15 protein-coding genes and 1 pseudogene are annotated in these 12,025 nt (G+C 68.1%); 10 read left to right on the forward strand and 6 right to left on the reverse strand.

Going from position 1 to position 12,025, the window contains the following annotated elements:
- Positions 1 to 40: 40 nt before the first annotated feature.
- The gene (locus M1L36_RS02335) at positions 41 to 889 is read right to left on the reverse strand and encodes an HpcH/HpaI aldolase/citrate lyase family protein (protein ID WP_250872104.1); all 849 of its coding nucleotides are present in this window, start codon (positions 887 to 889) and stop codon (positions 41 to 43) included.
- Between the two features lie 130 nt (positions 890 to 1,019).
- Between M1L36_RS02335 and M1L36_RS02340 the strand changes: the two genes are divergently transcribed.
- Positions 1,020 to 1,805, forward strand: coding sequence for a TraB/GumN family protein (locus M1L36_RS02340; protein WP_250872105.1), 786 nt, complete (start codon positions 1,020 to 1,022; stop codon positions 1,803 to 1,805).
- Between the two features lie 66 nt (positions 1,806 to 1,871).
- Here the strand turns inward: M1L36_RS02340 and M1L36_RS02345 are convergent, their stop codons facing one another.
- Positions 1,872 to 2,114: a DUF8593 domain-containing protein gene (locus tag M1L36_RS02345; RefSeq protein WP_250872106.1), complete on the reverse strand. Its 243-nt coding sequence runs from the start codon at positions 2,112 to 2,114 to the stop codon at positions 1,872 to 1,874.
- Positions 2,115 to 2,252: 138 nt separating this feature from the next.
- Between M1L36_RS02345 and M1L36_RS02350 the strand changes: the two genes are divergently transcribed.
- From M1L36_RS02350 to M1L36_RS02360, 3 genes are all read left to right on the forward strand, one after another.
- Positions 2,253 to 3,098, forward strand: a complete 846-nt coding sequence (locus tag M1L36_RS02350) for a DUF2391 family protein (protein ID WP_250872107.1) — start codon at positions 2,253 to 2,255, stop codon at positions 3,096 to 3,098.
- Positions 3,095 to 3,454, forward strand: coding sequence for a hypothetical protein (locus M1L36_RS02355; protein ID WP_250872108.1), 360 nt, complete (start codon positions 3,095 to 3,097; stop codon positions 3,452 to 3,454). Before M1L36_RS02350 ends, M1L36_RS02355 begins: the two co-directional genes overlap by 4 nt.
- A gap of 62 nt (positions 3,455 to 3,516) precedes the next feature.
- On the forward strand, positions 3,517 to 3,996 hold the full coding sequence (locus M1L36_RS02360) for a MaoC family dehydratase (RefSeq protein WP_250872109.1): 480 nt from the start codon (positions 3,517 to 3,519) through the stop codon (positions 3,994 to 3,996).
- A gap of 307 nt (positions 3,997 to 4,303) precedes the next feature.
- Here the strand turns inward: M1L36_RS02360 and M1L36_RS02365 are convergent, their stop codons facing one another.
- Positions 4,304 to 4,690 (reverse strand): DUF5658 family protein, encoded by a 387-nt coding sequence (locus M1L36_RS02365; protein WP_250872110.1) that lies wholly within the window; start codon positions 4,688 to 4,690, stop codon positions 4,304 to 4,306.
- A gap of 185 nt (positions 4,691 to 4,875) precedes the next feature.
- Here M1L36_RS02365 and M1L36_RS02370 point away from each other — a divergent pair.
- Positions 4,876 to 5,297, forward strand: a pseudogene (locus tag M1L36_RS02370) (DoxX family membrane protein).
- An 18-nt stretch (positions 5,298 to 5,315) separates the two neighbouring features.
- Here the strand turns inward: M1L36_RS02370 and M1L36_RS02375 are convergent.
- Genes M1L36_RS02375 through M1L36_RS02385 form a run of 3 tightly spaced genes read right to left on the reverse strand, consistent with a single transcriptional unit; the run spans position 5,316 to position 8,743 of the window.
- Entirely contained in the window at positions 5,316 to 7,028 is a 1,713-nt protein-coding gene (locus M1L36_RS02375) for an acyl-CoA carboxylase subunit beta (RefSeq protein ID WP_250872112.1), read from the reverse strand.
- 54 nt (positions 7,029 to 7,082) lie between these two features.
- Entirely contained in the window at positions 7,083 to 7,961 is an 879-nt protein-coding gene (locus tag M1L36_RS02380) for a class 1 fructose-bisphosphatase (protein WP_250872113.1), read from the reverse strand.
- Positions 7,958 to 8,743 carry a class I fructose-bisphosphate aldolase gene (locus tag M1L36_RS02385; protein ID WP_250872114.1) on the reverse strand — a complete coding sequence of 262 codons (786 nt, stop codon included), beginning with the start codon at positions 8,741 to 8,743 and terminating at the stop codon, positions 7,958 to 7,960. The genes M1L36_RS02380 and M1L36_RS02385 overlap by 4 nt, the downstream gene beginning before the upstream one ends.
- A gap of 208 nt (positions 8,744 to 8,951) precedes the next feature.
- Here M1L36_RS02385 and M1L36_RS02390 point away from each other — a divergent pair, with 208 nt between their 5' ends.
- From M1L36_RS02390 to M1L36_RS02410, 5 genes are all read left to right on the forward strand, one after another.
- Positions 8,952 to 9,593 carry an HAD family hydrolase gene (locus M1L36_RS02390; RefSeq protein ID WP_250872115.1) on the forward strand — a complete coding sequence of 214 codons (642 nt, stop codon included), beginning with the start codon at positions 8,952 to 8,954 and terminating at the stop codon, positions 9,591 to 9,593.
- A gap of 100 nt (positions 9,594 to 9,693) precedes the next feature.
- A complete protein-coding gene (locus tag M1L36_RS02395) occupies positions 9,694 to 10,554 on the forward strand; it encodes a 3-hydroxyacyl-CoA dehydrogenase family protein (RefSeq protein WP_250872116.1) in 861 nt (286 codons plus the stop codon).
- A gap of 79 nt (positions 10,555 to 10,633) precedes the next feature.
- Positions 10,634 to 11,176 (forward strand): GNAT family N-acetyltransferase, encoded by a 543-nt coding sequence (locus M1L36_RS02400; protein WP_250872117.1) that lies wholly within the window; start codon positions 10,634 to 10,636, stop codon positions 11,174 to 11,176.
- Positions 11,177 to 11,233: 57 nt separating this feature from the next.
- On the forward strand, positions 11,234 to 11,698 hold the full coding sequence (locus M1L36_RS02405) for a GNAT family N-acetyltransferase (RefSeq protein ID WP_250872118.1): 465 nt from the start codon (positions 11,234 to 11,236) through the stop codon (positions 11,696 to 11,698).
- An 87-nt stretch (positions 11,699 to 11,785) separates the two neighbouring features.
- Positions 11,786 to 11,989 carry a hypothetical protein gene (locus tag M1L36_RS02410; protein ID WP_250872119.1) on the forward strand — a complete coding sequence of 68 codons (204 nt, stop codon included), beginning with the start codon at positions 11,786 to 11,788 and terminating at the stop codon, positions 11,987 to 11,989.
- Positions 11,990 to 12,025 lie beyond the last annotated feature (36 nt).

Raw genomic sequence — 12,025 nt, forward strand, 5'->3', positions numbered from 1 at the left:
AGACGCCGCTTATCCCGCAATTCGGTGGAGTAGGAGGCTGCTACCGCTGGTCGCCGTCCTGGTCGGGGGTCGCTCTGTCGAGGACGTTCTCGGCGCGAGCGAGCAACGGTGCGTCGATCATCTCCCCGTCGACGCGGAACACACCCGCACCCTCGTGGTCGTCGCGGGCGGCGAGCACGCGGCGTGCCCACGCGACCTGCTCGTCGCTCGGGGAGAACCCCTCGTTCATCACCGGCACCTGCGCGGGGTGGATGGCCATCTTCCCGTCGTAGCCAAGGTCGCGGGCGAAGTGGGTCTCCTCGGCGAGGCGGTCGGTGTCCTCGATGTCGGTGAACACGGTGTCGATGGCGTCCACACCGGCCGCGCTCGCCGCCAGCACGACGTGTTCGCGAGCGTACAGCACCTCGGTCCCCTCGGTGGTTCGGTTCGCACCGATGTCCGCCGAGAGGTCCTCCGCGCCGAAGGCGACGGCCGTGGTCGCCTCGGCGCTCGCGATGGCCTCCGCGTGGAGGACGCCCGCGGCCGTCTCACAGAGCGCGAACACCGGCACGTCGGCGTCACGCTCCTCGAGCAGCGCCGCCAGCGTCTCCACGTCGGCGGCGGTCTCCGCCTTCGGGAGCATCACCGCGTCGAGTCGCGCGTCGTCACCGACCACCGCGTCGAGGTCCGCGCCGGTCTCGTGAGTCGAGACGCGGACGCACACCTCGCAGTCGGGGTCGAACTCGGGGTCGGTCAGCACCTCGCGGACGGCCTCGCGACCCGCCGTCTTCTCTCCGGGAGCGACGGCGTCTTCGAGGTCGAAGACGACGACGTCCGCGTCCGTGCCGGGGGCTTTGCGCATCAGGGCCGGCTTGTCGCCGGGCGAGAACAGCACACTCCGTCGAGCCATGGTTCTCGCTCGACGCTCGTTGGCTTCAAACCCCTATGTCTGTAGCCGACCGCTCGCTCCCGCGGAACCATCGTAGCCGCCGAAGCGACGCCTCGTCCCCCGAACGAAGACGTGACACGAGTTGTCACACATGTCCCGCCGCTACACTGTCGCCACGTCGGTACGGTCCTCGACTCCAAGCACGCCACTCGACGCCGTCGCCGCCCACGACGACCCGCGCGTCGACGAGTCCCGGTGTGCGTTCGTCGAACGCGACGAGAGCGCCGACCTCCTGCTCGTCGGCGTCGTCCACGACCACCCGGCCAGCGTCGCCCGGGTACGGGCCGTTCTGCAGGCGACCACGCCCGACACGCTCGCGCTCGAACTGCCCCCCGCCTCCGTCTCGTGCTACCGGCGACTGGCCGCGCAGCGCGGACACGCCGCCGACGGTGAGACCCCGCCGGGCGGGGAGATGAGCGCGGCCATCGACGCCTCGCCCGATGCGGCGGTCGTCGGTATCGACCCGCTGGACGCCCGCTTTCTCCACACGGTGGGCCACGACCTGCTCGCCGAGCGCCACTCGACCGAGACGGTGCGGTCGGTGGCGAGACGGACCGTCGGCATCGCCCGCCGAATCGGTCGGCAGCGTCTCGCGGCGAGCGGACTCGGCGACCTCTCGACCGCCGACGAGCAGGCCGAGTACGACGACGTCGGGTCGACGGCGGCCGAGCACGCCGAACACGAGGCCGAGCACGTCTCGCGATGTTCGCTGCTCCGGAGCGTCACCGAGCGCCCGCTGGCGGTCGGGGTGGTGACGACCGCCCGTGAGCGTCGGATGACCGAGCGGCTTCGCGACGTGGACGGCGACCTCTGTGTCGCAGTCGTCGGCTGGGCGCACCTCGACGCGCTCGTCGAGCGACTCGGGGGGACGGACTGAGCGGTCGCTCGACGGGTCGGCGGCCACCCCGTCACCGGCCCGCCGACTGTCCCCGCGTCAGGCGGCTCAGACGGTGCGGTGGATGCGAACCACGTCGTCGGTGATGGCCTCGACCAACGACTCGTCGATGGTGAACGTGTCGCCGTCGGCGCTCACCGAACCCAGTTTCGACCGGAGCGTGTCGGTCACCCCCGGGTCCGAGTCGACGTGTGCGGTGCCGCCGGCCACCTCGACGACCCGTCCGACCACGTCGTCCTGGACGTCCACGACGCGCTCGTCCTCGTCCTCGTCGGTGAATCGTGTCGTCATCGAGAGGACGGTTCTCGCGAGGGCTGGTCCATAGGTGTGACCACGGGTGAGCGGGGCCCGTTCTGGGCGGCCGTCTCGGTTCGAGGCCCGTCACCTCCCGGGGACACGGTTAAGCTCCAGACAATGTGTTAGTATGACATGACTGCTGGACGGGTGCTTCGCGACCAGGGTCGTGGCGTCTGCGGTGCGCTGCTGGTCGTGGGGGTGCCGATGCTCTACACGGTGGAGGTGTGGTGGTACAGCTGGCAGACGCCGTCGTGGCGACTGCTCGTCGTCGTTTCCGTCGGGCTGACGCTGGTGTTGCTCGTGACGCGCCGGGCCGGGTTCAGAGAGACCGACGACGGCGACAGCGACGACCGGTCGGCCGTGCGACTCGTCACCGACTTCACCGAACTCCTCCTGCAGGGCTTTCTCACCGGGTTGCTCGTCCTCGTGCTGTTCGGCCTCGTCGAGCCCGCCACTCCACCGACCGTCGTCGCCCGACTGGGGCTGGTGCTCACCGTCCCACTGGCGTTCGGGTCGGCGCTCGCGAACGAGGTACTGCGGGCCGCGGACGACGAGCAGACGGACGACGACGACGACGACGGCGGTATGCCACCGCTCGGTCAGCGCCTCGCGCTCTACGGGCTCGGCGCGTCGTTCCTCGCACTCCCCGTCGCGCCGACCGAAGAGGTCCAGGTCGTCGCGAGTCTCGCCGGGTGGGGACGGCTGACCGGTCTCCTCGTCGCCAGCCTGGCGTTCACCTACCTGGTCCTCTACGAACTGGAGTTCAGGGGCCAGCGCGGTCGGCGCCGGGAGACGGTGGCCGAACAGGTCGGGCACACCGGCGTGGTCTACGCCGTCTCGGTGACCGTCTCGCTGGCGTTGCTCGCCGCGTTCGACCTCGTGGAGGGGGTCTCGCTCTCGGTCGTCGTCCAGCAGACCGTCGTCCTCGCGTTCCCGGCGACCGTCGGGGCCAGCGGCGCACGGGTGGTGCTGGGATGAGCGACGACGTCTCCCCGCTGGAGACCGCACTCAGCGTCCTCAGCGTCGCGTTCACCGTCGCGCTGTTCGCGTTCGTCCTCTACCAGACCGTCTCCACTCCGATGGCGGCCGACCCGACCGTCCGCGTCCTCGCCACGGAGACGACCGACTCGGGCGAGGTTCTCGTCACCGTCGAACTCCGGAACCAGCAGGGGAGCGGCCTCGCATCGGCGACCGTCGAGGTCGCCTGCGACGACCCCGCCCCGGACGTTACCTTCGAGCACGTGCCGGCCGACGGCACCGAGGAGGGGGTCGTGCGCTGTCCGGCCGACTCGAACACGACCGATGCGGCCGTCGCGACGTGGATTCCCGCGTGAGGTCGCCCCTCGCGGTCGACCAGACCCGACAGACCTTTGCCTCGCACCGATGAGCCACGGCCATGACCGGCCGTTACTACGAGGAGTTCACCGTCGGCGAGACCATCGAACACGAGAAGCGCCGCACCGTCAGCGAGAGCGACAACCAGACGTTCTGTGACATGACGATGAACCAGCAGCCGTTGCACCTCGACGAGGAGTTCGCCGCCGAGACGCAGTTCGGCCGTCGTCTCGTCAACGGTCTCTACACGATGTCGCTGGCCGTCGGGCTCACCATCCCCGACACCACCGACGGCACCATCGTCGCTAACCTCTCGTACGACGACGTGTCCCACCCGGCACCCGTCTTCCACGGCGACACCGTCCGCGCGCAGTCGACGGTCACCGACAAGCGCGAGACGAGCGACGGCGAGCGCGGCGTCGTCACGATGCACGTCGAGGCGTTCGCCGTCAACCGCGAGGACGACGACGGCGAGGAGGTGCTGGTCTGTGCGTTCGACCGGACGGCGCTGTCGCTGAAGCGCGAGAACGTCGAGGCATAACCGAGCAGAACAGAGGGAAAAAGCGTCCGCGCGAGCGAAGCGAGCGCGGTTCACCGACAGTGAGGCGAATCCGACCGTCGGCCTTTTTCGTCCCATTGTGAGACGTGAAGCGTCTCACAGGCTCCCAGAAGCGTCGTCGCCGAGATCTACGGTTCTGACTGGCTCACGAGAGTACAGTTCTCGTGAACGTCGCCGGCGGCGGTGCCGCCGGCTGCAAGCGGGACTACGTCCCGCGCGCTTGCTGGGAGAGGGTTTTGCGAGGAGTGGTGGCGCGAAGCGCCACCCGACGAGTAAAACGGTGGTGTCCCTAGAGCGAGGCGATAGTGAGGACGTTGAGACCGGCCGCGAGCGCCCACGGGACGCCGAGCGCGAGGGGGACGAGCGCGCCGAACTCGTCGGGGATGAGCTTTCGTCCGAGCAGCGCGACGGCGACGCCACCGAGTTTCAGCGCGGTCATGCCGACGATGTAGAACTCCTCGATGGCCCACGCAGCGACGGGGTTGAGTTCGACTGCCCCCTGTTCGAGACCGTAGGCGGTCAGCGCGACGTCGGCGACGAGTGCGGCGATGGCGAACGCCCAGAGTGCTCGCTCGTGGCGGGCGGCGAACTGGAGCGTCCCGGTCTGCGTTCGTGTTGGTGGGTCGGTCTGGAGTGACATGAGTCGAGCGGCCCGGTCGGGCTTGTCTCCTCCCACACCGTCCCCGTCCATTGTTATCAGTGGCTTACGCGGGGAAATCAGGCCGTACCGGGTGGCAAGTGGGTGGATAACTCACCCCGTCGACTGCGTGACTCGTCGGCGGGGCGGAAACGGCCACTGCGCTCGGTTTCGGGCGACTCCGACCCTGTAGGGCTATGGGTACGACACGCCTAGCACGTGCTATGGATGCGTTCGAGGCGGTCCGAACCCGAAGTCGGCGACTCGCCACGCGGGCACCGCCGACCGCCACGCTCACACGAGCCGCGCTCGGCGCGATGATACTCCTCGCCGGCGTCCACAAACTGTTGGCTCCGTGGGTGTGGGCCGTCTACGTCGTCGACTGGCTCGCGCCGTGGCTCGTCCTCACACCGGTCGAGTTCATGCTGGTGAACGGCGTGCTGGAGGTCGGATTCGGTCTCGCACTGCTCGCCGACCGGTACGTCGCCTTCGCCAGCCTCGTCGCGGCGGTGTCGCTGACCCCACCGTCGCGTATCTCGCGGTCGTCTGGGTGCTGTCGGGGCGGTTCGGCGACGTTCTGGCGCGGGACGTCGGGCTGGCTGGCCTGGCGTGGGCGGTACTGGTGGAGGCGTTGCGTGAGCCGTGAAGAACGAGTGAGGCGGTGCTAGAGGACGGTGCCGTGTTTCTTGCTCGGCAGGTCCTTCTCGACGGTCTCGTAGAACGCGAAGCGGTTGACGAGCTCCTCGCGCAGCGACGCGGGCGGGACGATCTCGTCGACGACGACCTCGCTGGCCATGCGGTGGATGTCGATGTCCTCACGGTACTCCTCGCGGAGTTCGGCCTCGCGCTCGGCGCGCTCCTCGGGGTCGTCGATGGCGTTGAGCTTGTTGGCGTACACCGCGTTGATGGCGGCTTCGGGACCCATGATACCGATCTCACCCGCGGGCAGGCCGATGACGCTCTCGGGGTCGTAGGCGGGGCCGCTCATCGCGTAGATGCCCGCGCCGTACGCCTTCCGGAGGACGACCGACTGCTTGGGGACGGTCGCCGAGGAGGTTGCGTAGATCATCTTCTTGCCCTGTTCGAGAATACCCTCCTTCTCGACGTCGGAGCCGGCCATGAAGCCGGGCGTGTCACAGAGGTAGAGCAGGGGCACGTCGAACGCGTCGCACTTCCAGATGAACTCGGCGGCCTTCTCCGCGGCGTCGGGGAAGATGGCCCCGGCGCGCTGTGCGGGCTGGTTGGCGACGATACCGACGGGTCGCCCGTCGATGCGGGCGAACGCGGTGACGATCTCCCCGCCGTAGTTGGGCTGGAGTTCGAGCACGGAGCCGGCGTCGACGACCCGTTCGATGAGGTCGTGCATGTCGTAGCCCTTGTTCGGCTCGGTGGGGATGACGCGGTCAATGCCCGCGGGAGAGGCTGCGGGCGCGACGCCCTCGGTCTGTGGCGGTTTCTCGTCGGCGTTGTTCGGGAGGTAGCCGACGAGCTGTGCGACGAGTTCGCGGGCGTGTTCCTCGTCGCGGGCGACGAGGTCCGCGCTCCCGGAGTGGCGCGCGTGGACCTGCGGGCCACCGAGGTCCTCCATCGATATCTCCTCGCCGGTCACCATCTTCACCATCCGGGGGGAAGCGATTGCCATCGCGCTCATGCCCTCGACCATGACGGTGAAGTCCGCGAACACCGGCGTGTACGCCGCACCGGCGATGCACGGCCCGTAGAGGACGCATATCTGCGGGACGCGCCCCGAGAGCATCGAGTGGTTGTAGTAGTACTTCCCGATACCCTCGCGGTTGGCGAAGAAGCCGGTCTGCTGGTCGATACGGCCCCCCGAGGAGTCCATCAGGTACAGCACCGGTTTCCCGGTCTTGAGCGCGCGCTGTTGCATCCGGAGGAACTTCTCGACGCCCTTCGCGGCCATCGACCCGGCCTTGACGGTGAAGTCGTTGGCCATGAAGTGGACGTCGCGGCCCTCGAACTCCGCTGCGCCCGTGATGAGGCCGTCTGCCGGAAGTCGGTCCTCGGCGTCGAACTCCGCGAACTTGCCGTCCTCGAACAGTAGGCCGTCCTCGCCGAACCAGAGGTCCATCCGGTCGCGGACGAACATCTTGCCCTGGTCCGACAGGCGCTCTTTGTACTTCTCGTGGCCGCCCTGTTCGATGGCGGCTATCTCCTCCAGCAGCGCTATCTCGCGCTCGGTCGGGCCGATGTCGTCGTTCGGGACGGCGTCCCCGACGCGCTGGGCGTCGTGGATGACTGCGGGTTCGTCGGCCTCGCCGACGTACACCTCGACCTCCTCGACGGCGTGTCGGGCGAGGGCGGCGGCGATGGCCTGTGCCTCCTCCTCGCTCGCTCCTGCGGCGATGCGCACCTTCATGCGCCGAACTGCGCGGAGGTGGGTGAAAACGATTGTCTTGTTCGGGGCGGTCGACTACTCCAGTGCGAGTTCGAGTCGCTCGACGAACTCGTCGTTGCCGACGAACACCGGCGTCCGCTCGTGGAGCGCCTCGGGCGTCTTCTTCAGCAGCGAGCCGTCCCCGTCGCTGGAGCGACCACCAGCCGCCTCGACGATGGCGGCGATGGGGATGCCCTCGAACAGCAGTCGGAGCTTCCCTTCCGAACGGTGGCGCAGACCGGGGTAGCCGAAGACACCGCCGTAGGTGAGCACCTGGTTCACGTCGCCGATCATCGCGCCGCCGTAGCGCAGCTTCAGTTCGTCCTCGACGAGACCGACGTAGCCCGCGAAGTCGTCGGTCCACTCGGGGACGCGGCCACCGAAGCCGTAGACGGTGGGCTCCTCGGGGAGCGTCAACTCGTCCTCGTTGACCGTCCGTTCGCCGTCGACGACGGTGTACTCCGAGACCTGCTCGTCGCAGGCGACGACCATCGTCGTCAGCGGGCCGTACAGCACGTAGCCCGCGGCGACGAGCGCGTCACCGCCAGCGGGCAGTGGCTCGTCGAAGACGGCGACGATGGTCCCCATCGCGTTGTTCGACTTGACGTTCGAAGAGCCGTCGAGCGGGTCGAGCGCGAGGTGGTAGTCCTCGTCGCTCTGCTCGTCCGCTTCGACGACGTCGTCGCGTTCCTCGCTGGCGTAGCTGCCCACACCCTCCAGCGCGAGGAGCGCTTCCTCGAACAGCTGGTCCGCGAATATGTCTGCCTCCAGTTGCTGCTCGCCCGAGGGGTTCTCCCCCTCCTCGTAGCTGCGGCGACCGACGAGGCTCTCGCGGACCTCGGGTGCGGTGCTGGCGACCGTCTCGAACACCGCGTCGACGACCGGGTGGTCGGTCGTCGCGTGGTCGGCGCTCATTCGAGGGCGGCGTCGACGGAGGCACCCTCGAAGATGACCGCTTCGAGCGCGTCGAGGAGTGCGGTGGGGTCCTCACGCTGCCAGACGTTGCGGCCGACGGCGAGACCCTTCCCACCAGCGTCCATGACGGCCTTGACGGACTGGAGGAACTCGCGGTCGGTCGTCTTCGACCCGCCGGACATGACGACCTTCGTCGGGCCGGCCATGCGCACGGCGTGTTCCATCCCCTCCTTGCTACCGGGGTACTTCACCTTCGCGACGTCCGCGCCGAGTTCGAGCGCGAGGCGGGAGGCGTAGGCGATGGTGTCCTCGCTGGTGTCGTTCTTCAGACCCTGGCCGCGCGGGTACGACCACATCACGGTGGGGAGACCGTACTCGCGGGCGGCTTCCTGTGCGTCGCGGAACTCCTCGACCATCTCGATCTCGTGGTTCGAGCCACCGTAGACGGTGAACCCGATGGAGGACGCTCCGACCTCGGCGGCGTAGTCGACCGAGCAGTTGACGGCGCTGTCGGGTTCGCCCATCCAGAGGTTCGACGTCCCGTTGAGCTTCATCAGGAGGTCGACGTCGTCCTCGTAGGAGGGGTAGTACGCCTCGGCGATACCCTTCTGGACGGCGATGGAGGTGACGGCAGGGTGGGTCGCCGCCTCGAAGGTTCGCTCGGGGTCGGCGCTCTCGGGCAGTCCCGTGAAGTCGACCGGGCCGTGTTCGAGGCCGTGGTCGAACGCGAGGATGAGCACCTTGCCGTCGCGACAGAGCGGCGAATCGTCGATAGGAATCATGCGGGTGGGTGTTCATCGACGGCCTATTTTACTGTTGGTACACCGTCCGCGTCGTTCCCGTCCGCTGACAGTCGCTACACTGAGCGCACGACAGACAGCCTCACACACTGTTCGAGGCGTCTGACAGTCGTCGTGCGCGTTCGGACAGATTCATATGTGGGAGACCCATCCCACGTTCCATGACCGAGAGCGACGACGAGGTGCGCGCGTGACCTACGCCGCAGTCGTCCTCGACAACGACGGGGTGCTCACGGAGCTCCCCAAACGCGAGACGATGTGGCGGGCCGCAGAGCGGACCTTCCAGAGCTTCGACCTCTCCGCGCCGTCGGGCGAGCAGGTCCGAGCGCTCGTCGCGGGCAACGTCGAGGCCATCCGAACGCTGTGTGCCGAACACCGTATCGACGCCGGCACGTTCTGCTACGAGGCGGCCGCACACGCCGTCCGCGAACAGAAACGCGAGATGCGCGACGGCCTCCGGACGCTGTACGACGACGCCAGCACCCTCTGGGACCTGAACGCCCGGCTGGGTCTCGTCAGCGACAACCAGCACGAGACCATCCGGTTCATCCTGCGATTCTTCGGCATCGAAGAGCGCTTCGACGCCGTCTACGGCAACCCCTACACCCCCGAGGGACTGCGCCGGATGAAACCCGACCCCCACTACCTCGACGCGGCGCTCGACGACCTGGGCACTCGCGACGCGCTGTACGTCGGCGACTCGGCGGTGGACATCGAGGCCGCCGCGAACGCCGGTGTCGACTCCGCGCTCGTCGTCCGCGACGACGAGGTTCCGGAGTGCGAACCGACCCACCGTATCGAGTCCCTGGGCGAACTCTCCGCGCTGGTCTGACGTCGGCCACCTCTCCTCGCCGTGCCGTCGCTCTCAACCGTTGACCGTCCCGGCACCGAGAGAGCGGCACGTTTTACCCACCGCGCGGAGAGCGACGAGTATGCGTGGATTCGACTCCATCGAGCGTATCGGCGTCGTCGGCGCGGGCACCATGGGTGGCGGCATCGCACAGGTGTGCGCCCAGCAGGGTTACGACGTCGTCGTCCGGGACATCGAACGGGAGTACCTCGACCGCGGGTTCGAGAACATCGAGGACTCGCTCGACCGCCTCGTCGGCTCCGAGAAACTCACCCGCGAGGAGGCCGACGCGGCCCGCGAGCGCCTGACCGGAACCACCGAACTGTCCGACCTCGCGGACTGTGACCTCGTCGTCGAGGCGGCCGTCGAGAACATGGACATCAAGCAGGACATCTTCGCGGACCTCGACGACGCGGTTCCTGAGGACGTCGTCCTCGCGACCAACACCTCGACGCTCTCCATCACGACCATCGCGAGCGCCACCGAGCGACCAGAACTCGTCGTCGGACTCCACTTCATGAACCCGGTTGCGGTCATGAAGGGCGTCGAGGTCGTCACCGGCGAGCACACCAGCGACGAGGTGACCGCGTTGGCCCACGAGTTCGCCGAGGCGCTCGACAAGGAGACCTGGGAGTCCGACGACAAACCTGGCTTCGTCTCCAATCGTATCCTCATGCCGTGGATAAACGAGGGTGTCCGGGCGTTCGACGAGGGCGTCGCCACGAAGGAGGACATCGACCGCGGGATGAAACTCGGGACGAACGTCCCGATGGGGCCGCTCCAGCTCGCCGACCACATCGGCCTCGACATCTGTCTCGACGCGACCCGGACGCTGTACGAGGAGTTGGGCGACCGCTACAAACCCGCCTACCTCCTCAAGCGGAAGGTCGACGCCGGCGACCTCGGGAAGAAGACCGGTCGCGGCTTCTACGACTACGAGTAGCGGGCGACCTGGCTCCAACCGCGACGGGGTGACACGGCTCCCGAACCGTTTTCTCCTCGTCGGCGGTGGGTCCGCTCGTATGACGCCGCCCCTCCACGTGCGCCGGTACGAACCGCCCGACGAGAACGCCGTCTGGACGGTCCACGACCGCGCGTTCCGCGCCTCGCCGATGGAGTTCTTCCCGTGGTACAACCGCTATCTCAGACACGTTCCCGAGACGTTCCTCGACGCTGGTGGGGAGTTCCTCGTCGGCGTGGTGACCGAGCGCGACGGTCGAGCGGAGACGGAGACCACGGACGGCCGGGTCGTCGCCATCGGTGGGTTCCTCCCGGTCGACGACGGTGGTACCCGAGACGACGCGATCGAGACCGACACGGTTCGAACGGCCGAACTCCGGAGTCTCCGGGTCGACCCCTCCGCCCAGCGTCGTGGCTACGGGAAGACGCTGGTCCGGGACCTCGAACACCGCGCCCGTCGCCGGGGGTTCGAGCGGATGACACTGCACACGGAACCGGCCCTCGCGGCCGCCCAGGCGTTCTACCGGTCGCTCGGGTACGAGGAGCGTCACGCGGCCACTGATGACGCGGCGGCGGACGGCGTGGTGTTCGAGCGGTCGCTCTGAGGTGGGTTGTTACACCCGGCACAACACTGTTGGGCCTCCCGCGACAACCCAGAGGGAATGGACTCGCTCACCGTCAGACGGTACCGTCCGACCGACGCAGCGGCGGTGTGGGACGTCCACGTGCGGGACCTCTCCGATGCGATGCCGTTCTTCTCGTCGGCGTGGGCGACCGACCTCCACGACGTCGAGCGGCACTACCTCGGGTCGGGGGACTTCCTCGTCGCCGAACACGGCGGGACGGTCGTCGCGACAGGGGGGTTCCTCCCCGAAGACGAGGCGACGGCCGGTCTGAAGCGCGGTCGCGTCCTCCCGACGTGGCGCGACAGCGACGCGTTCGCCCGTATCCTCGTCGAACTCGAACGTCTGGCCGACCTTCGAGGGTACGACCGTCTCACGCTCGACACCAACGAACACCTCTCGAATCGCAACCGGACGCTCGAGTCACTTGGCTACGAACTGGTCGATCGCCACCCGCTCCCGGAGTGGGGCGTCGACGTCCTCTACTACGAGAAGCGACTGTGAGCGCGGGCGAGCGACGGGGGTCTGTACGGGTCGGTCCCGGCACACGCGGGCCGCGACCTTTTGCGACCACCACCCGAGGTCACGGACATGAGTCTGACCGACATCCTGTCGAGCAAGAACACGCGGACGCTGAGCGCGCTGTCGATGCTCGCGGAGGCTGGACTGGCACTGTATCGCGGGAACAAGCAGGTCGCGGCGATGCTCGCGGGCGCGGCGGTGCTCGCCTACCGGTTCAGTTGGGTCGGCGTGGTGCTCGAACTCGCCATCCGACTCTACCAGAAGAGCCGGTAGACCGTCGCGAACGGAGACACGATTTTCGGCGGTGAT

The organism is Halomarina rubra, from assembly GCF_023699475.1.
Classification (GTDB): Archaea; Halobacteriota; Halobacteria; order Halobacteriales; family Haloarculaceae; genus Halomarina; species Halomarina rubra.

What these genes read in the sequence shown, in the direction of transcription:
- M1L36_RS02335 (WP_250872104.1), bottom strand. Translation starts at nt 889, where the DNA reads ATGGCTCGACGGAGTGTGCTGTTCTCGCCCGGCGACAAGCCGGCCCTG.
- M1L36_RS02340 (WP_250872105.1), top strand. Translation starts at nt 1,020, where the DNA reads ATGTCCCGCCGCTACACTGTCGCCACGTCGGTACGGTCCTCGACTCCA.
- M1L36_RS02345 (WP_250872106.1), bottom strand. Translation starts at nt 2,114, where the DNA reads ATGACGACACGATTCACCGACGAGGACGAGGACGAGCGCGTCGTGGAC.
- M1L36_RS02350 (WP_250872107.1), top strand. Translation starts at nt 2,253, where the DNA reads ATGACTGCTGGACGGGTGCTTCGCGACCAGGGTCGTGGCGTCTGCGGT.
- M1L36_RS02355 (WP_250872108.1), top strand. Translation starts at nt 3,095, where the DNA reads ATGAGCGACGACGTCTCCCCGCTGGAGACCGCACTCAGCGTCCTCAGC.
- M1L36_RS02360 (WP_250872109.1), top strand. Translation starts at nt 3,517, where the DNA reads ATGACCGGCCGTTACTACGAGGAGTTCACCGTCGGCGAGACCATCGAA.
- M1L36_RS02375 (WP_250872112.1), bottom strand. Translation starts at nt 7,028, where the DNA reads ATGAAGGTGCGCATCGCCGCAGGAGCGAGCGAGGAGGAGGCACAGGCC.
- M1L36_RS02380 (WP_250872113.1), bottom strand. Translation starts at nt 7,961, where the DNA reads ATGAGCGCCGACCACGCGACGACCGACCACCCGGTCGTCGACGCGGTG.
- M1L36_RS02385 (WP_250872114.1), bottom strand. Translation starts at nt 8,743, where the DNA reads ATGATTCCTATCGACGATTCGCCGCTCTGTCGCGACGGCAAGGTGCTC.
- M1L36_RS02395 (WP_250872116.1), top strand. Translation starts at nt 9,694, where the DNA reads ATGCGTGGATTCGACTCCATCGAGCGTATCGGCGTCGTCGGCGCGGGC.
- M1L36_RS02400 (WP_250872117.1), top strand. Translation starts at nt 10,634, where the DNA reads ATGACGCCGCCCCTCCACGTGCGCCGGTACGAACCGCCCGACGAGAAC.
- M1L36_RS02405 (WP_250872118.1), top strand. Translation starts at nt 11,234, where the DNA reads ATGGACTCGCTCACCGTCAGACGGTACCGTCCGACCGACGCAGCGGCG.
- M1L36_RS02410 (WP_250872119.1), top strand. Translation starts at nt 11,786, where the DNA reads ATGAGTCTGACCGACATCCTGTCGAGCAAGAACACGCGGACGCTGAGC.